This window comes from Candidatus Omnitrophota bacterium (assembly GCA_028716245.1).
GTDB lineage: Bacteria > Omnitrophota > Gorgyraeia > Gygaellales > Profunditerraquicolaceae > UBA6249.
Window position 1 is genome coordinate 446621 of sequence record JAQUQW010000001.1, and the last position, 25780, is coordinate 472400.

Below are 25780 nucleotides of genomic sequence, written 5' to 3' on the forward strand. Positions count from 1 at the left end.
TATAAAATCAAAACTAAAGAGTAATTATTTTAGAGATAACCATACTGCAGATTGCTACACTGGATTCTTTAGCCTTTGGGCTGATCTGGCATTTTTCAATGGTTAAAAGCTCCTTAGAGTTTTCTATATTATACATGAAGCGGATTAATTGCTCCATCTGTGCTTCGCAGTTTAAATTTATCAAATATTTTTTTGATGCCCCTGTTTCTTTCATACTTGCAGGCTTCATGTCAACTAAATAAACCGAAGCTTTATCAGCGTAATTTTCAATCTCTTTCATTAAAGAAGCCGCCTGGTCTTCGCCGGATTCAGGAGTATTTAAGAAAGAGCTATATCTGGCATTTTCAGCTAAAATCCTATCCTTCTGAGCTAATATGCGTAAATTCTTCTTAACCTCCGATTCTTTCAATCGAATCTCTTTATCCAGGGATTTCATCCTAGAAAATACCGGAGATATTATTAAACGGTCCAAAACCACTAAAGAGATAAAGAAAATCACAACATAAAGAATAAATTTTTCTTTTTTAGGTAAACGCGTAAAAGCTGCATAAAGGGACGGGGCCTTAAACATCCTATTTTATCTAGCCTCCTTATTCAACAAAGCAGTTATTTCAAAATCTGTCAGATCCTTATAACCATCTTTTCTTTTTGTAGTATATTTAGTTTTAACATCTTGAAAATATTTTAATTTTTTCATGCTGTCAACGAATGAAAAAACTATGGACATCGACTCTGCGGTGCCCCTGACGGAAAATTTATCCTGCTCATCAAAACGAATATCATTTAGTTCTAAATCCAAGGGGCTGATATTGTGTAATTCGGTTAATGCCTCCAAGAAGAAACCGCGGCTGGATAGATAATTCCTTACTGTTTTTACCTTTAAAGATTCCTTTTCTAATTTTTGCGACTCTTGATCTAGTGTTTGATATTTATTACTTAACTCCTTAAGATATACGCTCTTAAAATAAATCTTGCTTAGCAATATAAAGAATAATAAAATAAAAATCGTAAGCGTAAAGACCCCTATCTTTATCAGGTCATTGCCTCTTTCCTCAAGCGACCTCTTTATTTTTATCTCCTCAGGGATAAAGCTGACCCGCATCTCTTCCAAGCTAAATAAAGGGGCAATTACATTTAGGAATGACGAATATCTGGTCTTAAACGCTGCCTTCAAGGGCTCATCCGGAATTATCAAATTACTCAAATAGGCTACTATCTTGACGGATAAATGCAAGTTATTATTTAAAATAGTCTCTACGTCTTTTAATTCTTCTATGGCGCCGGTCAAAAAGAGCGTTTTAGGATAACTCTCGATCTCCTCGGCCTGATAGGCCTCTAAAGACCTCTTTATTTCTTCTATAAATTTCACCACAAACTTTTCCTTTTCATCCAAAAGGCTGCGGGCGCCGATAGGAATGCTCCTTATGAATAAAACTTTACTTTTAAAAACAATGGAAAAATCTGTGCAGCTTTCATCGATATGGAGAATGCCTACCGGTGCGTTTTCAGTTTCAATTTTTAATATTCTAGAGATAGACCGGGCAAGCCCCTCAGGGGCAAGAAACACATTTGTTAATTTAAGCCCGGCTTTTTCCAGTATTTCAAATTGCCTTTTTATGACATTGCGCGCAACAATCACCAAAAGAATCTTGGTATAAGTATGTTTATAAGTGCATATATCAATATAATCACTGATTATTTCTTCCCGGGAATACGGAGTATGCCGGGGCGCCTGTAAATCTATGATCTTCTTTATGACACCGTGGTCGATAGATGGTATCTCGATATTTTTAGTCAAGATCAAATGTGACGCAACGGTATTGACAATATTGGCATCTTTTACCGTTAAATTATTAAAACAAGCACGGATGACTTTAGAAATTTCGGCATCAGGCAGGCCGGTAATATCGCAGCTTTTGATATTAACTATCTTTCTTTTATTAGCAAGGCCTCTGGCGTGGACAAGCTTTAAAGTATTGGAACTAAAATCTATCCCGACAAAATCCCGTTTGCCGTTATCAGCCAAAAATTTTAATCTTCCGATATTCATTCCCAACATACCTTAAGACTCCCGCCAATATAGTATATTTCCGTTACGGTTAATCACGCAAATCAATTCCACGGTATCTACTCTGTTGTTTAATTTAGCAGACGCCTTGATCATAAAATTTTTAGAATTTGCAACCAAGTATTGGTCAACTACCGCACTAAGCTCTGCCAGCTCAGAAACACTCAGATGATAAGACTGGCTAAGTTTTGGGATTATATTAGCAGTTGTATCGAAAATTTTATCGTCGGCAGTAGCCATAACCCCATCTTCACCTGCCCTAAAAGACATAATATCACCTGCAATATTATCATCTAAGCCTAAAGCCAGAAGCACCGGCCTTGAAGCAGTATTGATATTAACCCTGCCGCTGCTATAAATAGTAACATAATCCTTGATTTTTTCAAAGATATCCTTGTTCATCCCTTTAACCAGAAGAATTTCATCCAGAACTTCAAAATCCTGGTTCCTTGCTTCATAAGGATATTGCATGCTTCTGTAATCAAAATTCTCGGCACTGCCCAAAGGTATTGATAATTGGCTATCGCTGTCCCTCCAGTCAATTATGCAAGCCGCCAGCTCCTGAGCGCCTGTTTCATCCAGACCAGCGACAATCTGAAAAAGATGCTTAAGCACCGGCATCCCTGCTTTATTAATATTTATTTTTCTTTCTTCATCAACCAGCCCATACCGGGTTTGGCAAATTCCTGATTTCTCGTCTATATAACCATATGAAATATCGACCTCGCCATCGCCTATAGCCATCCCTTTAAAGGCGCCAAGATTATTGCTCCAGGTATCCCCTAAAGCATCATAAGGCTTCTCTTCTTCTTTTTTCAATTCCACGATTGCTTTCATTACCGCAGCCTGGGCAATAAAATGTAATTTGCTTTTTTCATCCAGCCTTTGGGCTAAGGTTAATTTCTGCCTGACTTGATATCCTAAAACCACGCTAAAAATAGTTAACAGGCAAACCGTCCACAAAGAGATAAACAATATGCTGCCGCCTTTAGTCTGCACGCTGGCCTTTTAAATAATCCATTAAATTAATTGCTAACCGGAATACTGACCGTTTTAACAAACTCACTGCTTTGCCTGCCCTGGCCTAAACTCAACTCTACCCTTACCGCCAAAGGCAACCCATCTTTTGACCACTCATCAAGCCAAAGATACTCTTTTATCCCTTGGTCATAGAAATAATATTGGAATCTCAATGATTCCACATTCCTTACTAATTGTTGAGTTAGGCCTGCGCTGCCCTCGTAAATTTGGCTATAATCCAAAGAAGATCTGCTTATTATCCTTGACTCCGGATCATAAAGATAGATAACTTTGCCTACCGTATTCTTCTGCATTCTCTGGCTATCTACAAGAGTAATGAATTCAACCTGTTTTTCTTTCCCTGAGAAATTGTACCCGCTGAATTTAAAAGCATTTCTTAAATCTAAAACAAACTTCTCAAAGAAAATATCCAAATCCTCTTCAACTGCCTGCTCATTTATTTTCTGCCAAATTTTTATACCATTGTTAAAAGTGGCATATATTGCCAGGGATACAACGGCTAAAAGCGCCGTAACAATAAGCAATTCAACCAGGGTAAAAGCTTCTTTATTCCTTCTTCTTATACTCTGCATATGCGCTTCTTGATAGCCCCGCTTTTCTTTGGCCTTGTTGCCAATAAAGATCCAGGTCGATTTTGTATAAACCACCATCGATCAAGCTGTAATTTAGGCCCCAGCTAAAAGTCTTACCCGACTTTTGAAATTCACCTGTTGTTTGCAGCTGGGCCAAAGCGCCAAACTTATTCAAACCATCCTGCGCCTGCCAAAGCTGTTCATCCATCCACGGAATAAGGTTGAGATAATTGGTGTAACGGTTAAAGGCATCTAAGGAAGTAAAAAATGCCCCATATATCAGAACAGTCCCCAGAGACAAAACCACTGTGGTAACCATTACCTCTATAAGGGTAAACCCTTTATTCCCAATTTTTAACGTCATCCTCGGTTCCTTCTTGGCCATCCCTTCCCAATGAATACAGATCATAATCGGCCCGATGGTTACCCGGTGATTTATATTTATACTCTCTTCCCCAGGGGTCCAGGGGCTGCTTCTCTAAATAAGGGCCGTTCCATTTTCGGCTGGAAGCCGGCTTATTCAACAAAGCATTTAAACCTTCTTCGGTGGTAGGAAAAATACCATTATCTAACTCGTAAAGTTTTAAAGCAGTGGCAATATTGGCGCGGATATCGGCTTCGGCGGTAGCCACGCGTGCCTGCTCGGTCCTTCCGGTAAGCCGAGGCATTACCATTGCGACCAAGGCTCCAATGATTATAACCACCAGCATCAGTTCAATCAGAGTAAAACCCTTAGGCGCCGTTACTTTTTCAATAGCCGATATGACCGTATCTATTTCTACCGGTTTAGTGATATAATCCAGTACCCCTAACTCATAAGCCTTAAGCTTATCTGCGTCCTTACTCAAAGCAGAAAGAATTATTATGGGGGTTTTACTGCCCACAGGATCACTGTTGAGCAGCTGGCAGGCATCCATACCTCCTATATCCGGCATAAGCAAATCAAGCAATAAACAATCGGGCTTATATTTATCTACTTGCGCGACAATATCTTTAGCGTTGGATAAAGCAATCACTTCATAACCTTTACCTTCCAGGTTCAGTTGCAATATTCTCAAGAAATCTACCTCATCGTCAACCAGCATTATCTTCTTTTTCTTCATGTTGTCCTTTCCTCCCCTATCTTAAAACTAAGAACCGCCTTAGTAAACTTGCCTTCCTGGCTAACTATATCAATGACCCCTCTATGCATCAGCATAATATTACGCGTAACTGACAGGCCTAAACCCAGTCCTTTATTGGGGCCTTTGGTGGTAAAAAAGGGCAGAAAAAGCTTATCCGTATTCTCTTTAGAAATACCTGTCCCTGTATCTTCTATTTCTACAATCAGGGCCTCTTCCCCTAAGGCAAACATATCGCTTTTTCTCTTGCCCACTCCATTTTTTATTTCATCGAGTTTTTTTGAATAAACGCGGATAAAGATCTTGCCGCCACCCGGCATTGCTTCAATGGCATTTAATAAGATATTCACCAGCGCCTGTTCAATTTTTTGCCGGTCAACAAAGATTTTAGGTAAATCTGCCTGGAATTGCCTGCTGATTTCAATATTACCCAGCTTAATTTTATGCTCAACCAGGACCAAAGAACTTTCTAATATAGATTCTATACTCTCATTTTGCTTGGATAACTCTGTTTTTCGGGAAAAACTAAATATTCCATCAATAATATTGTCGCTTCTTTTGACATTATCCTTAATCATATTCAAGGTATCAGAAATATTCCGAGGGCAAGGCTTAAGCTTGCCTTCTAAAAAATTCACCCCCTGCAAAATTACAGCTAAAGGATTCCTTATTTCATGGGCCACACCGCTGGCCAAAACACCTACCGCGGCTAATTTTTCCGAATCCATCAACTCTGTCTGGACCTTATGTAATTCTACATAGGCCCTCTTTAGCTCCTCCGCCTTTTGCTGGCGTTCGGTAACATCCCGGCTAATGTGGACAAATTCATTAATCTGGTTTTTTTCATCCACAAGAGGATAAACGCTTACTTCAAAAAATCTTGGGTGGTTATTATTATCAAGATGGGTGTGAATTAAACTTACAACTTTCTTTTCTTTTAAAGCTTCCGCAACCGGACAGGCATCAAGCGGGGCTTCACAAGGAGATTCTCTTCTATGAACAACCCGGTAACATTTATCCCCCAGGATCTCACCATGGCGCCTCATTAAAGCCTTATTTGCCCAGAGGATGTTAAACTCCTTATCCACTAACATTATGCCTTCCTCTATCCCTTCGGTAATTTTTTCTCTCTGTTCGAGGAAATTTTGCAGCCCTTCGGAAGTCTCCCAATTAAAAATATTCAACGCCCCGATCACTGCCCAAGCAGAAATTATCGCGCACAAACAACGCAATACCTGCACCGGGATATGCATTAATGATAAAAAAGAATCGTTGTTAAGCCAATTTGCCGGAAAGAAATCCGCCTTAGGCACAACTAATCCGCTTAAAAAGCCGTAAACTAAAAAAACTACGCCTGCTGCTTGAAAATATTTCTTTAACTTAAGCGGCGCCTGCAGCTCTTTTTTATAATATGACAGGAATCCCAAACCAGCCAGGATTGCGCCCGGAAAACCTAAAAGATACCTTGCCCAAATCCCGCCGATTTTCCAAATATCGCTTGAACCAAAACTTAAAACAGAGATGATTATCACCAAAGCCGGCCATACCCATATACTATTTAATACCCGATTATGTTTTTTTTGCCTGCTGTTTAAATAAAAAAAACGCCTGCCAAACTCAAACAGGAAAATATAAGAAATAACCAGGATAAACCAGCGCAATATATCCACCGCAGGATGACGCCCTTTGATTATTACCCACATATCCAACAATTCATTTACGCCATGAGTAATACCAAAACCGGCCAGCGCCCATATGATATCAACAATCTTAAACCGGCTTTCACCGCGTAACTGAATTAAAACCGTAATGCCCATTATCAGAAACGCCAGGCCATAGACGAAAAACACGATATCTAAATTTAGCTGAAACCACTGAAGCATCGAATCCATACCTTCCCTCAAGCTTAAATAATTCATTGTTTCCCTAAATACTGCCTCCATTCATTATCTAAATCTTTGAGGCTGCCAATATTTGTTGGATAAGCAAAACTTAAAGCCGCCTCTAATGTTTTACCGTCGCGCAGTTGCCGGCAAAACTCAGCAAACCTCTCTGAACCGTATCTCTCGATTAAAAACCCGACCAAAGAAACCGACTGAAGATAATAGGTGCGGATATAAACTGAATTTTTATCTTTTATATTGCGGATATCTAATTTCATCATATCTTCTATGGATAATAAACTATCTTCCTTATATAATTCTTTGGCCGTTAATTTCATATCTTTTCTTTTTATCTCCTCTTCCCATTGGGCCACACCCTCATCCAGCCAAAGAGGCACCTCACCCACAAATCCGACAAAATCCCTGAAAATTAGGTGCGCCACCTCATGGGGAAGGATTGATTTCAAAAAACCCTTGCTTCCGGAAAAACTTGCTATTTTTTTATTTTTGTATTCAGCCGCTCCCTCTGACCATTCAGGCTGGCCTGTGGCCTTAACATAAGAAGCATGGTCGGGATAAATATAGATCTTTACCCGCTTATCCCACAACCAGAAATCGTTATACCTGGGATAACCTAAATCAGAGGCAATCCTCTGGTAATAGACTTCGGCGCTAGCTAATACCTCTTTGGCAAATTTTTGCTCTTGAGTAAAATACGCAATAAAGTGTTCTCCTTTTAACTCCTGCCATTCCTGGGCAAGGCTGGAAGGCAGAAACATAAAAATAAACGCAATAGCTAAGAAATATATACGTTTAGCCATTCTTATCGAGCGATCACGTTAATTTCAAATACCGGAAGAAGCATGGCGACTACAATAAAACCCACAATCAGGCCCATTCCCAAAATCATCAGGGGTTCTATAAGGCTGCTCATGACCTTTATAGCCTCATCCGTATCGTGTTCATAGGTGTCTGCTATTTCGGCTAAAGCCTCATCAAGCCTGCCTGATTCTTCGCCGATGCTAATAAGATTGCTCATAAAAGGAGGAAATACTTTTGAATTTTTCAGGCTCCTGCCGAAAAAACCGCCCTGCTCCAATTCTTTATAACTTTGCCTTAATTGTTTTTTAATAATTTCGTTTTCTAATACGGGAACAGCTACATCAATGGCCCTTAATATGGATATGCCGTTTTTAATAAGCAGCTCCAATGTGCGGCTAAAACGGGCTAACTCCGCCTTAAGGATGAGTTTGCCGAATACCGGCAGATGCAGCTTAAATAGGCTAAAAGATAACTTTCCCGCCTCTGTTTTGACCTGTCTCCTAATAAGTAAAATAATTATTGCCAAAGCTAAAATTATCCAAAACCACCAGTGGCCAAGGCCCTGGCTTATAGAAATCAAAATACGGGTAGGCAACGGTAACTTTTCCCCTAAATTAACAAATATCCCCATCAGGCGCGGCATGACAAAAGTAAGCATAAAAACTATTGTTCCCGCTCCTACGATTGCCATAAGTATAGGATAAGCTAAACTCATCCGGATACGTGAAATGATTTCTTCTTGTTTAGCCCGATAATCAGCTATCCTTAAAAGAGCCGCCGGCAAAGTACCGCTTTCTTCTCCGCTGCGCACCAAGGCAACATAAAGAGATGAAAATATCCGCGGATAATTACTTAAGGCGGAAGAAAAAGTAGAACCGTCTTTTACCGCATTACAAATACTCTTCAACGAAACTTTTAAATAAAGATTCTCGGATTGCTCAGAGATTATGTTAATCGCACTTAAGATAGGCACACCTGACTTTAAGAGGCTGGCTAACTGGCGGCTAAATACAGTGATTTGGCCTGACTTTATCTTAGCGCCTGGTTTACTAAAAAAATAAATTTTAGATTCGGCCATGCGGCTGGCTTGGCGATTTATATTAGGCGCGGCTTGATGGTCAATACGCCTGGGGTCCTCTTCTATGGAAATAGGTAAATACCCCTTCAAGCTCAACTTCTCAATCGCTTCTTCCTTAGAGACAGCATCGATCCTGCCTTCAACCGTCTCTCCGGTGTTTTTTTTCGCGTGATATATATATTTAATCATTTAAAATTACCCCTTCTTGATTACTATGGCTGGCAACCCTTAACTTAATTCCTGCTCAACAAATTTATTCAGCCTCCCCCTTTGCGCGCCGGTTATATCCAAAAAACAAACCGCGATGTTGTATTTTCTTTCCCGGTCCATCTCTTCAACTCTTGTCACCCTGGCCAGACACTCTATAGGATCTTCGCCCCCTCCGGGCAGCTCTAAAATTAACTCTAAAATTGAACCGATAGCTAATATTTCATCCGAGAAAAAAAGCAAACCTCCGGCAGAAATATTGCTGGTGACGCTAAGCTCTTCGGGAGTAAATCCCCGCCTGGCCAACTCATCTTGCGATTTAAGAACTCTATAGCGCAGGTTAACTTTACTGTTTAAACGCTGATAGGCCCTTTTCCCGTTTTCTTTTGGAGAATGGGCGCTTTCCGGCGTAAAACCCCCTAAGAAAACTTGAGTTTTGCTTTCTAAATCATTTAGCTGCTCTTGAGCAGAAGTTGTTTTCATGACCTCCTCAGGAGTAGTTAAGCCGGCAACTGTTTTTTGCCAGCCATCCTGGCGTAAAGTACGCATACCCTTTGCCAGGGCTACTTTAGTAATCTGGCTGGAAGTAGCCTTTTTTAAAATTAAATCTTTTATCCCTCCATCCATAATCAAAATCTCGTATATTGCCGTCCTGCCGAAAAAACCGGTAAAATTACAGCTGGGACACCCCTTGCCCCTGAATATTTTTACTGCATCTTTTGATTCTAATCCTAAATCTTTAGCAATCATCTCTTTCAATTGCGCAGGAGTTGCTTTATCCTCATATTTACAATCCGGACAAATTAATCTTATAAGGCGCTGGGCAATAAATGCTTCGACGCTGGAAGCCAAAAGATAGGGTTCAACACCGATATCAATTAACCGGTTAATGCCGCTAACTGCGTCATTGGTATGAAGGGTAGAAAATACCATATGCCCGGTTAAGGCGACACGAATGGCAATCTGGGCGGTCTCCAGGTCCCTTACTTCCCCTAACATTATTACATCAGGATCATGCCTTAAGATACTGCGTAACCCCCGGGCAAAATCAAGGCCAATCTCCGGCATAACCTGAATCTGGGTGATATTAGGCATCTCATATTCAATAGGATCCTCAATAGTAATGATCTTGCGTTCTTTTGTATTGATCCTGCTCAAACATGTATATAAAGTAGTTGTCTTTCCGCTTCCGGTAGGGCCGGTAATAAAAATTATACCATGGGGTTTTAAAATCAAACTCTCAAAGATCTGCAAATCTTTTTTTGGCAGGCCCAATTTTTCCAAACTAAAAAGCATCTTGGTAGGAAGAATCCTTATTACTACGCTTTCGCCAAACGGCGTGGGCATTGTAGAAATCCGCAAATCAAGCATCTGCTCCCCAACCTTAACTATCGCCCGGCCATCCTGGGGGAGACGGCGTTCCACGATATTTAAATTCGACATAATTTTGATACGTGAAATAATAGCATTCAAGAAATTCTTTATTTCAGCGGCAACTTTAGTTTCATAAAGCAAACCATCAATTCGATAGCGTAAATTTACCCCCTCCCGATGAGGCTCGATATGGATGTCCGTAGCGCGCTTTTTATACCCTTCTAAGATTACCTGGTTAACTAATCTTATTACCGAGGCATCTCCGGCCAATTTTTCGATATCTTCAACTTTTTCTTGGGCAGGCTCCTGAAAAAGGCCTTTAACCTCAGAACCTCGCGAAATCTCTTTCATTGTATCGGCGGCAAAACCATAATATTTTTTTAAGGAATCTAATATATCGCCATGGCAGGAAAGGACTGTCTCGATATCAAAACCCAAATGCGTCCTTATCTCATCCTGAATTTTTATATCTAAGGGGCTGGATACGGCAATGGTCAATAGCCTGTCTTTTAAACTCACAGGCACAAATTTATAATATGAAGCGATCTTTAGCGGGACCTTATCGAAAATAGATTTATCGATAGAAACCTCTTTTAAGTTTATTAGACAAGTAAATTTTAATTTCTCGGCAAAAACATCTAGAATATCTTTCTCTAAAGATGCTTGGCGTTTAACTAAAACTTGCTGTAGGCTTTCACCGCTTTTTTCTATCTCTTTAAAAAGAGGCTCCAGGGCTTCCCTGGAGATTAGCCCTCTTTCGATTAAGCCTTCGGATAAAATAGTATCTATTTTTTTCGGCATATTCTTAAAATAGCTTGGCAATATTTTCGTTTAAATATTGCCGGTACCCCTTAATAACCTCAAGCATATCCCCTTGAGAAACCAGGGCCAATTTTACCTCCAAGCCTCTTGCCTCTTCTTCTATCTTCTTCAATGCCCAGGCGTCTAAAGGGTTGGTTATCGCAAAAGTCACCGACCATTTATCTTTTTTCAGCGGAAAGCATTTATAATCCAAAATCGAAGATGAACCAAAACTCTTAATCAACGCCCAATCGGTATAACTATGCCTCAAGTTAACGATGGGGATATTAAATTGTTCGGATAACGTTTTTAATAGATCCAACTCTTTGATCTGATTTTTGTCCAATAAGATTTTACCGAGAAACTCCTTTGTTCTTGACTGCTCATCTAAGGCCTCCTCTAACTGTTTGAGAGTAATCAAGCCTTTTTCGATTAGAATCTGACCTAGTTTCTTATTAAGCATAGACATCTTAGGTTAAAGCGCCGATCAAATAGAATTCCCCTTCCGGCTTTGAATCGAATTTCCCCGCGATTATCCTTTCACAACCGGTAAGGGTCTGTTCGCTGGTTACATATTGGCCCTTCTTGCCTGTATAGGCTTCAGCCACAAAAAACGGCTGGGTAAGAAAATTCTGCAGCTTCCTGGCCCGTTCATAAATAATCCTATCGGCGCTTGAGAGCTCATCGACTCCTACGACCAAAACAATCCGCCTTAGTTCCTCATACCTCTGGAAGATCCTGATTACCTCCTGGGCAACCTCAAAATGTCTCCTGCCCACGATATCGATATCCAAGTTGGCGCAAGAAGATTGTAAAGGGTCGATTGCCGGATATAATCCCAGTTGTATTCGTTCGCGGGAAAGCACCAGGATCGAATCCAAAAAACTAAAGATAGCCACTACTGCCGGATCGGTCAAATCATCCGCTGGAACATACACTGCTTCAAAAGCAGTTATTGAACCTCCCGCATCCGTTGACGAACGGATCCTCTCATGGAAGTCGCTTGCCTCAGAAATTAAAGTAGGCTGGTATCCTGTCTCCGAAGGGACCCTGCCTAAAAGAGTAGAGATCTCAGCGCCGGCCTGGATAAACCTGAAGATATTGTCTACAAAGAGAAGGACATCCTGATTTTTGCGCTGGACGGATTCTGCCATGGTGATACCGGTCATGGCCACGCCAAAACGGGCTCCGGGAGGCTCATTCATCTGGCCAAAGACCATCATTGTTTTTGATAATACATCATGTTTTAAAAGTTCATAATATAATTCATTTCCTTCACGGATACGTTCCCCCACGCCTACAAACACGCAGCTGCCCTGGTATTTTTTTACGATGTGCTGAATAATCTCTAAAGTAAGGATACTTTTCCCCAAGGCCGCCCCGCCCAGGATCCCGGTCTTGCTCCCCTTAACCACGGGAAAAAGCAAATCAACGATTTTAATCCCGGTTTCCATAACCTCAAAACTTTTTTTGACCGTTGACTTGACTTTAATCAGACTGCCCATATCCTTTTTTCTTATGCCAAACTTCTCCGGCGACTGCGGCTTGTCTTTATTATCTATAGGATCGCCCAGGATATTTATAATGCGCCCAAAAAGCGCTTCACCGGAGGGGATCTGAATTGCTTTGCCTGTTGGATGAGCCTGCGCATTGCGCTGGATATTTATCGTAGAATTGATGGCAATGCAACGGGCAATGTTGCCCGGCAGATGTTCGGCGACCTCCAAAACAACCGCTTCTTTATCTATGTTCTGGGCATTGATAATGGTAAAAATGTTAGGCACCTCTAAAGCAGTAGAAAATTTTACATCCACTACCGGCCCCTGCACCGAAACTATCCTGCCTGTATTATTATCGTTCATCGCTATTTTGGTTTAAGTATATAATAACCTTGCGCTAAAAAGTTCGCGCATGCTCCTGTCAATAAACTCATGCCTTACGCGAAAATATTGAAGCTTTAAATTTTTTTCTATATCTTTTAACTTCTGCGAACTCTCTTCAAGGTGTACGAAACGCGCCGCGAATTCCGACAGGCGGCTTAAACCAAAGATATCATAAAATTTCTGCCCTATCCAGACAGATATTAGGTATTGGACGATATCGGCCAGGCTGGACTCTAAAATTAAATCGCCGGCGGGGACATTTGATTTTTGAGGCGGTACAAACGGCAAAAACGTCAGTGTTTCCACCCGTTGCACAGTAAATGAAATAGGGTGCGGATAAACCACTTTAAGAGAACCAAATACGCCTTCTGCAACCTTGGCTAAGCAATAGTCTCTTAATTGCATCGCCTGAAGATAACGCTGCTCATCATTGATGCCGTCAAAAGAAACAAAAGAAAATTTGGTCTCCCTAAGATAATTTTTGCCGCAGGCGCCAATCACGATAAGCTTACCGGGGGTCTTCTCCAATTCCAAAAGAGCCTGATTTATGACCTTTAAATTAAGCCCGCCCAAAAGGCCGCTGTCGGAAGTAACCACGACTACGCCTAAAAGGCCTTTTTGAGGGCTTAAAAATGGGCAATTAACATTATCGATATTGATAAGTTTAAAAAAATCCTCTGCGGTCAAAATAATTTTTTCGAATAATTTGAGTTTTTGTTCATGTATTTTGAATTGAGCCACCGCGATATTCTTCAGGGCTTCAATCAAAGAAGCATGCCCCTGATTAAATTCTATATCTTTTTTTATGTTTGAAAGGGTCCTCATTTAACGGTATTATCCCCCCTTACCAACGCTTTAAAATATTCCTTAAGGCAGGTATCTAACTTTTCCTTGATTTCAGCGGTTAATTCCTGTTTAGCGCGTACATCTTTACAAAAATCAGGGTAGCATTTATTGATAAACGGGAAAACTTCCTGCCTGAACTGCTTTAACTGGGTGTCGGATAGATTATCCAGGATCCCGCGGTTTAAGGCGTAAAGGTAAATTATCTGCTCTTCTATAACAGTTGGCTTATTCTTATCTTGAACGATTAATTGGTTCATCGCGCCCCCGCGCGCCAGCTTGCTTTCCGCTTCTTTAGAAAGCCCGCTGGTGCGTAACTGGGTCATCTGTAAAAGTTCTTTATACTGAAGGTAATCCAGGCGCAAAGTTTTACCTAACTCCCTCATTGCCGGCCATTGCGCTTTATTGCCGATACGCGATACCGAAAGCCCGAAATCGATCGCCGGTTTAAAACCCCTGTTAAAGAGGCTGGTAGAAAAATACAATTGCCCGTCGGTCATAGAAATAAGGTTTGTAGAAATGTAGCCGGTAACATCCCCCTGGAGTATATCTACGATAGGCAGAAAAGTCATCGAACCACCGCCCAATTCTTTTTTCAGGTAACCGGCGCGCTCCATCAGTTGGGAATGGATATAAAATATATCTCCCGGATACGCCTCTCTTCCCGGGGCGCGCTCCAGGAGCAAAGATATCTGCCTGTATATCCAGGCATGCTTGGTTAAATCATCCAAAACCACCAGCACATCACGGCCGTTCTGCATAAAATATTCCCCCAACATGCAGGCAGTGTAAGGAGCAAGATACTGTTCTCCCGGGGACAAAGAGGCTACGCCGGTAACTATACAAGTGTAGCCAAAACAATCATGCTCCTTTAAGGTATCCACTATTTTTACAAGAGCTGAAAAAGGTTTTCCTATACAGCAATAAATACAGATAACACCCTTGCCCTTTTGATTTAGTATCGCATCTATTGCCACCGTCGTCTTGCCCGTAAGCCGGTCTCCGATAAAGAGCTGGCGCTGCCCTTTGGCAATAGGAATAATCGCATCTATAACCAAAGTCCCTGTTTCCAATGATTCCTTAACCGGAGCCCGTTCCATAACTCCGGGGGCAACTTTAAATACCGGGTAAGTTTCTCCTGATGCTATCGGCCCCTGCTCATCCTGTTCCTGACAGAGCCCGTTAACCATCCGCCCGACAAAAGCCTCCCCCACCGGTAAATTTAAAGATTTACCCTTATTATAAACCTCGTCCCCGGCGCGGATCGAAGTTGCATCGCCTAAGACCAGGATCTGGACTTTATCTTCGGTAAACCCCATAACCAGGCCCCAGATGCCATTAGCAAACTCCACAATCTGGCCGTTCACGCAAGAAGGAAGCCCTGAGGCCATAATAATAAATTTACGCACCGATTTGACTTTGCCGACTTCCCTTACTTCAAACTTCAAAGCTGTCTCCCATCTTATTATTCATAAGCTGCGGATTATTTTGCAACCTTGGCCTGCTCCTCAATCTTGTTCTTCAGGCTTCCGTCCAGAACCAGGCTTCCTATACTAATGATCAAGCCGGCAACTACCCGGCTTTCAGTCTCCTCTTTTAATTGGGCATCATAACCCAACACATCGTTTATTTTCCTGGATAAACTCTTACGCTGCTCATCAGTTAAGGAGAATGCGGAAGTAATCTTGACCTCACTGATATCGCTTGGGAATTGCAGATGTTTTAACTGGCTAAACCCGTCTTCCAGCAGCTCTTTTACCCAGTAAAGATGCACCTCCTGCCTGAATTTCTCAGGCAAGGTCACCTGCATTAATTCGCAGGCTTTATTTATCGCTTCTTTTTCAATCCTGGTTTCCAGTTCGGAAATAAGCGCCTGGCGGGACTTGTCTGCCTGCTGGATGATCGTATCGCTTTGAGAGCGCGCCTGGTTTAAAATCAGATCCCTTTGGCTTTCCAGGTCTTTAATGTTTTGCGTTCTTAGCCTCTCTGCTTCCTGTTGAGCATCCCTGATAATATTCTGTGATTTTTCTTTTGCTTCCTCAAGCTGTTGATTAAGTTTTTGTTCTTTCTGGGAATAATCATGGCTTAATTCCTCAAGGTGTTTTGTGGCATCGGTAACATTTTTAGTCAATACGCGGCGCAACAAAAATATCAACCCGCCAAAAATAAGAAGCTGAAACAAGATTAAAGAAACAATAAGCATGTCTGGCCTTTCGTTTAAGAGGAACTAAAAAGTTGAAAAACGATCAACATGGCGATAATCGCCAAAGACTGGGCAAAAACCAAGGCGATGATCATCGCAGTAAAAATCTTGGGAGCGCTGGAGGGGTTTCTGCCTAAGGCGCTGATACTGGAAAAAGTACCGGCAGCAAAAACCGCGCAAGGCCCCAAAATACACAGGCAAAAAATTAAAACCAGCGACAGGTTACGGCTCATTTTTCTTCTACAATTATAGTTACTTTATTCTGATCTACTTTGGCAATCCCCCTTTTTACGGGAAAACTCTGCTCATCGATAAATAATTTTCCGGAAATTAAACGGCTAAGGATCCGTTTATGAAAAGGCAAAATTTCAAATACACCCGCTTCACCCGGCAAGATAACACTTTTAGCCTGCCCTTCAAAAATAACCTCCCTTGGGCTTAAGAGAATCACATCAAAAAACATTTATTCTTTCATTGTTGGCTGGTTTCTTTACTCTCCTGCTCTTCCTTTAAATCAGATTCCGGAAAGGCGGATTCTTTAGCGGACAAAAGCTCTTCGCGGGTCAGCCGTGCCTGGCGGTGCCAGGTAAAGAAAAGTACAGCCGTTAAGAGGCCGATAAAGATAATAATGACAAAGACCAATATCCAGGTCATTGTCTTAGTGGGTTCATCCGCCTTTATCCTGGTTTTAGACAACATTTCAGGAGAAGCGGGGCCTCCGGCAGTAACCAGGATCTTCTCCATCCGGCCGATATCTTCTTTAATCTGATCTAAGGTAAGCAGGTTCTGACGATAAACGCCTATATGTTGTTCACGATTGATTGAATCGTCTTTTTGAGAAACAGCTATCTCATTTAAGCGCGGGTAGATAGTATCGGCTATCTCTTTTCCCTTTTCATAATACGGGGTTTTCTGTAATTTATCCATAATATTGTCCACGCGCTTTCTTAGGCTATCGAGTTGTTTATCCTGAACGACCCAGATATCTTCAACCTCTACTTCATAAACTTTAACTTCTCCGGGCAAAAGTTCAAATTCCGGTTTATGCATATAGTAAATAGACTTTTCAGAGTTATATTCCAAATCCAACCCGCCGGTATCCATAATATCCTTAGGCCTTACTTCCGAGGGTAAATTATATTTAACTTCTACCCTCTGTGTCTTGATTTTAGAAGGGTTCATCGCCACAATGCGGAATTTTACGCTACCCGGTTGAAGAGAGGTGGAAATAATCGGGGCATCTACACCGCCGAATTTTGCCTCAAAGAGTTGCATTAAAATATCAATAACTGAATTAATTGCCTCGGTTTTACTGCGCATATCTTTAACAGTTGGAGATTTACTGATGGCTTGTTCCAATAATATGCTCAAGTCATAACCTTCATCGCCAGCTAATTTTTTTACCCTGTCCGAGATTTCATTCAAAGAGCTGGTTAAACGTTCGGAAGGCCCCTCTTTTGCTATAGCTTCAGGCAACTTATCTATCGATTCTTTAAGGCTCTTCAAGGTAAGAGGAATATTCGTATTATCTCCGGAAACCAAAACTGCCTCCACCGTCTTAATCGCATCCAATGCCTTCTTGGCTGCCCGTTCCGCCTCCGGAGCAGCTGCAGCTAAACCGGCTACCGTAGTAATCCCCATACTCTCCACCATTCCTGAACCGGAAACCATGCCACCGGTACTCTGCTCGGTAATCACATAAGTATAAGCCTTACCTGCAGTAAACCGGCCATCTGCTTTAAACTCATAGGTATAAAGCCCCTGGCCGTTAGTGTCCTTTAAGATTATATTATTTACGATGGTTTTATTATCCCAACTATAGATAACTAATATAGGGAATAATCCTGGCTGGCCTTGGCAAGATAAAGTAATCATATCGTCGCTTAATGCCGGATCGGGAGAAACGGAGGCCTTCCAGGAGAATTTTTTCGCAGTTGCTTCAAGGGTCTTGCCGGCGGAAACCGCCTGATCTGCGCCTGATTGCAATTTGGTAATCGCATCATTGGTTTTGGTTTCAAAGCTGCTCAAGCTCGTCTGTATCGAAGCCTTCATTTCATCGGTTTTCTGAGTAATAATATTGGTCTGCTCAGTCATCTTGGTATTGATAGTCGTTGTTTGTTGAGCCAAGGTTGCCTGTAACTCTGTATTCACCTGAGATAAAGGCTTATCCAGAACAGAATTAATCGTTGTCTGCATGTCTTCGAGCCGCTTTGCGGCGGTAATTTCAAATGAGCCGGGTGTCTTGAATTTTGCGCCTGAAGCATTAGTGATTTGGGTAATAATAGTATAAACTTTACCCGCTGCCAAACCGGAAGGCGTCCAATTCAGGTTAAAAAAACCAGCTGCACTGGGCGTAGTTGAAGTTAATGTTTTAATCAAAACACCAGCATCATAAATATCAACATTAACGGAAACAGCTCCGGGAACCACACTTCCATCTCTTTCCAGCCATGAGCTTACATCCAGCCTATCGCTTGTGGAATTATACGCAAATTCCGAATACGCGCGCCATATGTGTATAACTGTTGTTTCCATATATAAGGTAAATGTCTGGTCGGAATTAGCTACGTAATTTTGGGCTTTATCGCCGTAGCCGGAGCAGGACCAGGTGGCAGTCCATAACCCATATTTGGTTTGATGCGTCACAGGCGAAGTCTGCCCGGCTGTCTGCCAGTTCAGCGTAGTTAAACTAGCCGTATCTTTTTCAACCACGGAAAGATTGGTCAATTGCTCATTGGTGAGAAGGTCTTTTAGGATCCAGGTTATCGTATAATAATCTATTTTAAAATCGGCAGCCGATACCGCGTTGACGGTATCATCGGTTGCATCCAGGACCCTGACCCTCACCGTGGTTGAACGGTCGTCGGGAATCGTCCAGTTATATGCATTTGTGTTGGGAGTCGAAGCGACAATGGTATTTATATTTGAAACAAAATTATCCTTAGAATACTGCAGTTTTACATTGGCTACGGTTCCGGTTGTAGTCCAGGTTATCGCGTGGATCTCATTGGTAACCCAGCGTTCCGCGCCGTTAGGGCTGGTTAAAACAAAATTACCTCTTATCTTAAAATTAGCAGCGGAGATGCTGAATACTGTATTGTCATTTGGGTCTTCAATTTTTACCCGCGCTGTCTGAGAAACTGTATCGGGAACTGTCCAGGCGTAAGAATAATTACCGCCGCCGCCAACACCATTTGGCACAGAAGCACTAATAACATTAGGAAAGGTCGCTCCTGAATCCGTAGAATAACTCAATTTAACAAAAGGAATAGTCCCGCCCCAGCTCCAGTTTATGCTTTGCGCGCTTCCTACAATCCAGGCTTCTCCTCCAATAGGAGAAGTAAGGGTAAAATAACCCTGAATACGGAAATTGGCATTAGAGATACCATAAACCGTTGCATCCGCCGTGTTGGTTATACGTATACGGGCAGAAGCCGTAGGAGTATCGGGTATAAGCCAAGCGTAAGTATTGGTATTTGCAACCGAAGCAATAATCGTGTTGGGATAAGTTGCGCCGGCGTCGGTAGAGTATTCCAATTTTACGGTTGGAATTGTTCCGGTCGTACTCCAGGTTATATTATTGCTCTGGTTAATCCGCCATAACTCTCCGCCATTAGGAGAAGTTATTGCTAATGCTCCGCGGATTTTAAAATTAAGGTCGGAAGCGTCAAAGGCATCCGTATCAGTAGTGCTCATTACCCTTACTCTAACGGCCGTAGAAATAGCGTCGGGTAGTATCCAGGAATATGTACCTGTATTAAGAGTAGATGCCGTTATCACTCCGGGATAAGTTAAGCCCCCATCCGTCGAATAATCAAGTTTCACATTGGCAACGGTTCCGACAGTGCTCCAGGTTATATTTTGGGAAGTTCCCACGGTCCAGACCTCGCCGCCGTTGGGGGAGATAACCGTAAATTTAGCCCTTATTTTAGCATTGGCGTCTGAAACATCATTTGCAGTAGCATCGGCCAAATCCGAAATTCTCATTTTAAACTGGGCGCTGATTGTATCCGGCACAATCCAGGCATAAGAGCCGGTATTGGCCGTAGCTGCTATTATATTAGGATAGGTCGCTCCTCCATTGGTAGAATATTCCAACTTTACATTAGGCACTGTCCCTGCCCAGGTCCAGGTTATATTCTGCGCGCTGCCCACATCCCATTTTTCTGCGCCGTTAGGCACAGTTACCGTAAACCTGGCGGTAATCCTAAAATCGACACTAGAATCCTTATATGCGCCTATATCATTGGGGTCGGATACACGGACCCTTACAGTATTGGAAATTGCATCCGGTATGGTCCAGGCGTAACTTCCCGTAGCCGGAGCAGAAGCGGCAATTAATTGTTTATCGGTTAAGAAACCATCGCGTGAATACTCTAATTTCACTCCCGCTAATGTTCCCACCGTAGTCCAGGTGATATTCTGGACGGTCCCTACCAGCCACTGCTGGCCGCCGTTAGGAGAAGTTAAAGTAAAAGTGGTGCGGATTCTAAAATTGGCGTTGGAAGCAGCGTAGGATGTAGCATCCATCGCATTACTCACCCTCACCCTTACAGAACCGGAAACGTTATCCGGAACCGTCCAGGCATAAGTCCCTAAATTAGCGGTGGAAGTGGTAATCGTATATGGAAACGTTACTCCACCATCTCCAGAGTAATCCAACTTTACAAAACCTACGGTTCCCTGAGTGGACCAAGAAATAGTTTGACTGCTTCCTACCAGCCAAATCTCTCCGCCGTTAGGAGAAATAATACTAAAACCGGCCTGAATCTTAAAATTGGCGGCGGAAATACTGTTTACTGTGGCATCATTAACATCAGAAACACGCGCCTTCACCGTCGTAGAGATATTATCCGGTATGGTCCAGGAATAACTGCCGGTATTAGCCGTCGAGGCGATAATAGGGGCATAAAGAGTTCCACCGTCGGTAGAAAATTCTAATTTTACAAAAGGGATTGAACCCACCCTATTCCAAGTAATCGTCCTCACCGAGCCCACAGTCCATTGTTCCCCGCCGTTAGGGGCGGTAATCGTCAAAGAACCCTGAATCTTAAAGTTTGTGCTGGAAGCAGCCATGGCAGTAGCATCGTTCACATCAGAAACCCTTACTCTTGCCGCAGTAGTAATGACGTCGGGCACTGTCCAGGCATAAGTGCCGCTGTTTAACAGCGAAGCAATAATGACATTTGGATAAGTAGTGCCGGAATCGGTAGAATATTCCAATTTTACATTGGCTACTGTTCCAAAAGTGGTCCAGGTGATATTCTGCGTACTTCCCACTACCCAGGCCTGGCCGCCGCTGGGGTTAGTTAAGGTAAAACCGGCTCTTATTTTAAAGTTTCCGGCAGAAGCGCCAAAAGCATCAACATCCGAAGCATCGGAAACTTTTACCCTTACAGTAGTAGAGATGGCATCCGGAACCACCCAGGCATAGGAATTAGTATTAGGCGTAGTAGCAGTAATTATATTCGGATAAGTAGTGCCGCCGTTAGTAGAATATTCTAGCTTGGCATTAGCCACTGTTCCGGCTGTGGTCCAGGTAATATTCTGGCTGGAACCGACCACGAAAACTTCTCCTCCAACGGGAAAAGTAACGTTAAAGCCGCCCATTATCTTAAAGTTAAGATCAGAAACATCAAAACTTCCGGGATCCGCGGCATTAGAAACACGCACTTTACAAGCGGAAGAAATATTATTAGGAATTGTCCAGTTATAAGAACCAAGATTAGGGGTAGAAGCAACAATCACGTTTCCTACAGGATATGTTGCGCCACCGTCGGTGGAATACTCTAATTTGACATTAGCGATAGTACCAAAAGTAGTCCAGGTAATCGTCCGGGATGTGCCTACCGACCATTTTTCACCGCCATTAGGGCTGGTTAAGGTAAAGCCGCCGCGGATAATAAAGTTATTATTGGAATCATCGAATACCGTAGTATCCACGGTATTGGTAATTTTCACCTTTACCGTGGTGGAAATAGCATCCGGGATCGTCCAGCTATAGGTTCCTAAAGATGCAACTAAGGAAGCAGCAATCAGATTTCCTACAGGATAGGTGAGGCCGCCGTCGGTGGAATACTCTATCTTTACATTTGCTATACTTCCTACTTTGGTCCAGGTAATATTCTGCAGAGTTCCCACCACCCAGGCCTCGCCTCCGTTAGGAGCGCTAACGACAATGTTTCCTCTTATCTTAAAATTGGCAGCGGAGGCAGTTGTGGCATCGGGATCGGTAACATCGGTAATCTTTACTCTTAAAGTAGTGCCGATATTATCAGGGATAGTCCAGGAATACGAGCCTGTATTCGGCGTAGTAAGGACAATCGAGTTGGGATAGGTTGAGCCGCCATCAATGGAATATTCCAATTTTACATTAGCGATCGAACCCAGAGTAGTCCAGCTAATGTTACGCGTCTCCCCCACTATCCAGACCTCTCCGCCATTAGGGCTGCTGAGAGTAAATGCCCCGTGAATTTTAAAATTCGCATTCGAAGCTTTTGAAACAGTGGAATCGGAAACATCGGATATTTTTACCCGACAGGCTGTGCTGGGGGTATTTGGCACTGTCCAGCTATAACTAAGGCTGGCTGCCGGCGTAGTAGCTATAATCACATAAGGATAGCTGGCCCCTCCATCAATAGAATATTCCAATTTCGCGTTAAGAATAGAACCGGTCTTTGTCCAGGTGATTGGTTGGATTGCCCCAATTGCCCACGATTCGCCGCCGTTAGGAGAAGTAACGCTAAAGGATCCGGCAATCTTAAAGTTTACCAGGGATACCGCAAAAACAGAGGGATCGGAAACATCCGAAATTTTCACTCTTACAGTAGAAGACATATTGTCCGGTATTGTCCAGGTGTAACTGCCTAAACCGGCGGGGATAGAGGCAGTAATAAGATTTCCTGCAGGATAAGTAACGCCTCCATCGGTAGAATACTCTAACTTGGCATTGGCGATGGAGCCGGTCTTTGTCCAAGTGATATTCTGGGCAGCGCCGACAATCCAAATTTCACCGCCGGCAGGCGAAGTTACGGTAAATGAACCGGCAATCTTAAAGTTCGCAGTAGATGCCGTAAAAACAGTGGCATCGGAAACATTGGTAATTTTTACCCTTACTTGTGTTCCAATCGTATCGGGGACGGTCCAGGCGTAAGAACCGGCAGCCGCCGGAGTTGAAAGAGTAATCAAATTAAGATAACTTAATCCGCCGTCGGTTGAATACTCCAGTTTTACATTGGCAATGGAACCGGTGCGGCTCCAGGTGATATTCTTTACAGACGCCACTGCCCAGACCTCGCCGCCGACGGGGGAAGTAATCGCTAATGAACCCTTTATTTCAAAATTGGCAGCCGAAGAAGAACTAACAGTGCTGTCTAACACATTAGTAATCCTAACCCGTAAAGAAACTCCTATGGCATCGGCAACGGTCCAGGCGTAAGCGCCAAGCGTAGCATCGGTCGAAGCAACAATAACATTGGGATAAGTCAAGCCCCCGTCGGTTGAGTATTCTAACTTTGCATTGGCGATGGAGCCGGTCTTTGTCCAAGTGATATTACGGCTCTCACCTACTTTCCAAACTTCGCCGCCATTAGGTATTGTTATAGTCAACGATCCTTTAACCGTGAAATTGGCAGCAGAGGCCGAAAACACTCCGGCATCCGCTGCATCGGAAATCTTGACTCTTAAAGCAATACCAATAACATCCGGTATTGTCCAGGCATAAGTTAAGCCGGTGGCAGGGGTTGAAGCAATAATTGTATTGGGATAAGTTAAACCTCCGTCGGTGGAGTATTCCAGTTTTGCATTGGCGATAGAACCGGTCTTGGTCCAAGTGATATTGCGGCTTTGCCCAACAATCCAGACCTCAGCGCCGACAGGCGAAGTCAGGGTGAATGAACCGCGGATCCTAAAGTTTGCGGCCGAAGCACTAAAGACCGTACTATCTGCAGTATTGGTAACTTTTACGCGCACTGTAGTAGAAGGCACATCCGGGATTAACCAGGAATAAGGCGTGCCAATAGTGGCATCTACGGAAGCAACAATGAGGTTAGGATAAGTCAAGCCGCCGTCGGTTGAGTATTCTAACTTAACATTGGCGATGGTGCCTGTTTTTGTCCAGGTGATATTTTGCGATGTTCCTATTGCCCAGGATTCTCCTCCAACAGGCGCAGTTAAAGTCAAAGAACCGGAAATCTTAAAATTAGCAGCCGAAGCGGCAAATACTGCGGTATCTGCTATATTTGTAATCTTAACTCTGACAGTATTAGAAATAGCATCGGGAATAGTCCAGGAATAACTCCCTGCCGCCGCAGGCGTAGATAAAACAATGGTGCTTGGGTAAGTTACACCGCCGTCAGTGGAATACTCTATCTTTACATTAGCGATTGAACCGGACTTTGTCCAGGTGATAGGCTGAATACTTCCTACCTTCCAGACCTCGCCGCCGACGGGTGAAGTAATCGCCAATGAACCCTTTATTTCAAAATTGGCGGCCGAAGCCTTAAAAACCGCGGCATCCGCAACATTTGTGATTTTTACACGTAAATTTATGCCGATAGCATCCGGCACGGTCCAGGCATAGATCCCTAAAGTCGCATCAGTCGAAGCAATAATAAGGTTAGGATAAGTTAAGCCTGCGTCGGTGGAATACTCCAATTTCACATTGGCAATGGTGCCTGTCTTTGTCCAGGTAATATTACGGCTCTCCCCTACTTTCCAGACTTCCCCGCCGTTGGGAGCAGTTACGGCCAATGAACCTCTTATGGTAAAGTTAGCGGCAGAAACACTAATAACTGTAGCATTTGAAGTATCGGTAATTCTTACTTTAAGGGTGGTGCCGATGGCATCCGGTATTATCCAGGCGTAACTTAAAGTATTAGCGGGCGTAGAGGCAACGATTAAAACAGTCTGCAGTTCGTCTAAAAAGCCATTTTTGGAATATTCCAGCTTTACATTAGCAATCGAACCGGTCTTTGTCCAGGTAATGTTGTTCGTATTATTTACTATCCAAACTTCGCCGCCGGCAGGAGCGATAACTGTTAGAGAACCCTTAATGGTAAAATTAGCGGCCGAAGTCTTTAAGACCGTGGAATCCGAAACATTACTGATGCGGATTTTCACCGTATTGCTGATTGCATCGGGGACTGTCCAGGTATATGCGCCCGTATTAGGCGTAGAGGCAACGATTAAAACAGTCTGCAGTTCATCGAAGAAGCCATTAGTGGAATATTCCAGCTTTACATTAGCAATCGTTCCGACAGTCGTCCAGGTAATATTCTGGACATTCCCTACCACCCATTGTTCCCCCCCATTAGGCGCAGTAATTGCCAAAGCCCCGCGTATCTTAAAGTTATTACTGGAAACACCAAAAGCTTGAGCATTATTAACATCGCTTACTTTAACTTTCAGTGTAGCAGAAATAACATCCGGTATAGTCCAGGCATAGCTTCCCGCATTAAGCGTAGAAACAACAATGGTATTAGGATAAGTTACTCCTCCGTCGGTAGAATATTCAAGCTTTACATTAGCCACGCTTCCGGCAGTAGTCCAAGTAATGTTCCTGGATTCACCTACTGTCCAGACTTCGCCGCCGGCAGGAGCGGTAATGGTAAATCCACCGCGAATAGCGAAATTAGCAGCCGAAGCGGCAAATACCGTGGCATCAGTGGCATCTGAAATTTTCAATTTACAAGTCGTAGAAACTGCATCCGGTATTGTCCAGGAATAACTTAAGCTAGCGGCAGGGGTTGAGGCAACAATTATATTGGGATAGCTAGTTCCACCGTTGGTCGAATACTCCAGTTTCGCATTGACAACCGAACCAACTTTGCTCCAGGTAACAGTTTGGATTGTTCCTACTGTCCATTGCTCTGTGCCGTTGGGAG

18 protein-coding genes and 1 pseudogene are annotated in these 25780 nt (G+C 42.9%); all 19 read right to left on the reverse strand.

Annotated elements, in window-relative coordinates; all coding sequences use genetic code 11:
• Nucleotides 1-13: 13 nt before the first annotated feature.
• The 19 genes and pseudogenes from PHG87_02495 to PHG87_02585 all read right to left on the reverse strand — a co-directional run bounded on the left by PHG87_02495 (nucleotide 14) and on the right by PHG87_02585 (nucleotide 25580).
• Nucleotides 14-571 (reverse strand): GspMb/PilO family protein, encoded by a 558-nt coding sequence (locus PHG87_02495; protein MDD5477066.1) that lies wholly within the window; start codon nucleotides 569-571, stop codon nucleotides 14-16.
• Nucleotides 572-577: 6 nt separating this feature from the next.
• Nucleotides 578-2050 (reverse strand): pilus assembly protein PilM, encoded by a 1473-nt coding sequence (gene pilM / locus PHG87_02500; protein ID MDD5477067.1) that lies wholly within the window; start codon nucleotides 2048-2050, stop codon nucleotides 578-580.
• A gap of 12 nt (nucleotides 2051-2062) precedes the next feature.
• Nucleotides 2063-3067, reverse strand: coding sequence for a type II secretion system protein GspK (locus tag PHG87_02505; GenBank protein MDD5477068.1), 1005 nt, complete (start codon nucleotides 3065-3067; stop codon nucleotides 2063-2065).
• Nucleotides 3068-3093: 26 nt separating this feature from the next.
• Nucleotides 3094-3681 (reverse strand): prepilin-type N-terminal cleavage/methylation domain-containing protein, encoded by a 588-nt coding sequence (locus PHG87_02510; protein MDD5477069.1) that lies wholly within the window; start codon nucleotides 3679-3681, stop codon nucleotides 3094-3096.
• Nucleotides 3656-4045, reverse strand: coding sequence for a prepilin-type N-terminal cleavage/methylation domain-containing protein (locus tag PHG87_02515; protein MDD5477070.1), 390 nt, complete (start codon nucleotides 4043-4045; stop codon nucleotides 3656-3658). Before PHG87_02515 ends, PHG87_02510 begins: the two co-directional genes overlap by 26 nt.
• Nucleotides 4023-4391 (reverse strand): type II secretion system major pseudopilin GspG, encoded by a 369-nt coding sequence (gene gspG, locus PHG87_02520; protein ID MDD5477071.1) that lies wholly within the window; start codon nucleotides 4389-4391, stop codon nucleotides 4023-4025. Before gspG ends, PHG87_02515 begins: the two co-directional genes overlap by 23 nt.
• Nucleotides 4392-4445: 54 nt before the next feature.
• A pseudogene (locus PHG87_02525) lies at nucleotides 4446-4766 on the reverse strand (response regulator).
• Between the two features lie 14 nt (nucleotides 4767-4780).
• On the reverse strand, nucleotides 4781-6745 hold the full coding sequence (locus PHG87_02530; protein ID MDD5477072.1) for an ATP-binding protein: 1965 nt from the start codon (nucleotides 6743-6745) through the stop codon (nucleotides 4781-4783).
• The gene (locus tag PHG87_02535; protein ID MDD5477073.1) at nucleotides 6718-7506 is read right to left on the reverse strand and encodes a peptidase MA family metallohydrolase; all 789 of its coding nucleotides are present in this window, start codon (nucleotides 7504-7506) and stop codon (nucleotides 6718-6720) included. Before PHG87_02535 ends, PHG87_02530 begins: the two co-directional genes overlap by 28 nt.
• A 2-nt stretch (nucleotides 7507-7508) precedes the next feature.
• Entirely contained in the window at nucleotides 7509-8774 is a 1266-nt protein-coding gene (locus PHG87_02540) for a type II secretion system F family protein (GenBank protein ID MDD5477074.1), read from the reverse strand.
• Nucleotides 8775-8813: 39 nt separating this feature from the next.
• A complete protein-coding gene (locus PHG87_02545; protein MDD5477075.1) occupies nucleotides 8814-10967 on the reverse strand; it encodes an ATPase, T2SS/T4P/T4SS family in 2154 nt (717 codons plus the stop codon).
• A 4-nt stretch (nucleotides 10968-10971) separates the two neighbouring features.
• Nucleotides 10972-11430 (reverse strand): hypothetical protein, encoded by a 459-nt coding sequence (locus PHG87_02550; protein ID MDD5477076.1) that lies wholly within the window; start codon nucleotides 11428-11430, stop codon nucleotides 10972-10974.
• Nucleotides 11431-11437: 7 nt separating this feature from the next.
• Nucleotides 11438-12829, reverse strand: a complete 1392-nt coding sequence (atpD, locus tag PHG87_02555) for a F0F1 ATP synthase subunit beta (protein ID MDD5477077.1) — start codon at nucleotides 12827-12829, stop codon at nucleotides 11438-11440.
• 12 nt (nucleotides 12830-12841) lie between these two features.
• On the reverse strand, nucleotides 12842-13675 hold the full coding sequence (locus tag PHG87_02560; protein MDD5477078.1) for a F0F1 ATP synthase subunit gamma: 834 nt from the start codon (nucleotides 13673-13675) through the stop codon (nucleotides 12842-12844).
• Entirely contained in the window at nucleotides 13672-15141 is a 1470-nt protein-coding gene (locus tag PHG87_02565; GenBank protein MDD5477079.1) for a F0F1 ATP synthase subunit alpha, read from the reverse strand. Before PHG87_02565 ends, PHG87_02560 begins: the two co-directional genes overlap by 4 nt.
• Nucleotides 15142-15176: 35 nt before the next feature.
• Nucleotides 15177-15896 (reverse strand): F0F1 ATP synthase subunit delta, encoded by a 720-nt coding sequence (locus tag PHG87_02570; protein ID MDD5477080.1) that lies wholly within the window; start codon nucleotides 15894-15896, stop codon nucleotides 15177-15179.
• A 14-nt stretch (nucleotides 15897-15910) separates the two neighbouring features.
• Nucleotides 15911-16129, reverse strand: a complete 219-nt coding sequence (locus PHG87_02575) for an ATP synthase F0 subunit C (GenBank protein ID MDD5477081.1) — start codon at nucleotides 16127-16129, stop codon at nucleotides 15911-15913.
• Nucleotides 16126-16359: a hypothetical protein gene (locus PHG87_02580; protein ID MDD5477082.1), complete on the reverse strand. Its 234-nt coding sequence runs from the start codon at nucleotides 16357-16359 to the stop codon at nucleotides 16126-16128. The genes PHG87_02575 and PHG87_02580 overlap by 4 nt, the downstream gene beginning before the upstream one ends.
• Nucleotides 16360-16367: 8 nt before the next feature.
• The gene (locus PHG87_02585; GenBank protein ID MDD5477083.1) at nucleotides 16368-25580 is read right to left on the reverse strand and encodes a hypothetical protein; all 9213 of its coding nucleotides are present in this window, start codon (nucleotides 25578-25580) and stop codon (nucleotides 16368-16370) included.
• Nucleotides 25581-25780 lie beyond the last annotated feature (200 nt).

Excerpts from the sequence above, each read along its gene's own strand:
- PHG87_02580 (MDD5477082.1), bottom strand. The coding sequence starts at position 16,359 with ATGTTTTTTGATGTGATTCTCTTAAGCCCAAGGGAGGTTATTTTTGAA.
- gspG (MDD5477071.1), bottom strand. The coding sequence starts at position 4,391 with ATGCTGGTGGTTATAATCATTGGAGCCTTGGTCGCAATGGTAATGCCT.
- PHG87_02515 (MDD5477070.1), bottom strand. The coding sequence starts at position 4,045 with ATGACGTTAAAAATTGGGAATAAAGGGTTTACCCTTATAGAGGTAATG.
- PHG87_02535 (MDD5477073.1), bottom strand. The coding sequence starts at position 7,506 with ATGGCTAAACGTATATATTTCTTAGCTATTGCGTTTATTTTTATGTTT.
- pilM (MDD5477067.1), bottom strand. The coding sequence starts at position 2,050 with ATGAATATCGGAAGATTAAAATTTTTGGCTGATAACGGCAAACGGGAT.
- PHG87_02545 (MDD5477075.1), bottom strand. The coding sequence starts at position 10,967 with ATGCCGAAAAAAATAGATACTATTTTATCCGAAGGCTTAATCGAAAGA.
- PHG87_02510 (MDD5477069.1), bottom strand. The coding sequence starts at position 3,681 with ATGCAGAGTATAAGAAGAAGGAATAAAGAAGCTTTTACCCTGGTTGAA.
- PHG87_02495 (MDD5477066.1), bottom strand. The coding sequence starts at position 571 with ATGTTTAAGGCCCCGTCCCTTTATGCAGCTTTTACGCGTTTACCTAAA.
- PHG87_02570 (MDD5477080.1), bottom strand. The coding sequence starts at position 15,896 with ATGCTTATTGTTTCTTTAATCTTGTTTCAGCTTCTTATTTTTGGCGGG.
- PHG87_02540 (MDD5477074.1), bottom strand. The coding sequence starts at position 8,774 with ATGATTAAATATATATATCACGCGAAAAAAAACACCGGAGAGACGGTT.
- PHG87_02560 (MDD5477078.1), bottom strand. The coding sequence starts at position 13,675 with ATGAGGACCCTTTCAAACATAAAAAAAGATATAGAATTTAATCAGGGG.
- atpD (MDD5477077.1), bottom strand. The coding sequence starts at position 12,829 with ATGAACGATAATAATACAGGCAGGATAGTTTCGGTGCAGGGGCCGGTA.
- PHG87_02575 (MDD5477081.1), bottom strand. The coding sequence starts at position 16,129 with ATGAGCCGTAACCTGTCGCTGGTTTTAATTTTTTGCCTGTGTATTTTG.
- PHG87_02530 (MDD5477072.1), bottom strand. The coding sequence starts at position 6,745 with ATGGAGGCAGTATTTAGGGAAACAATGAATTATTTAAGCTTGAGGGAA.
- PHG87_02550 (MDD5477076.1), bottom strand. The coding sequence starts at position 11,430 with ATGCTTAATAAGAAACTAGGTCAGATTCTAATCGAAAAAGGCTTGATT.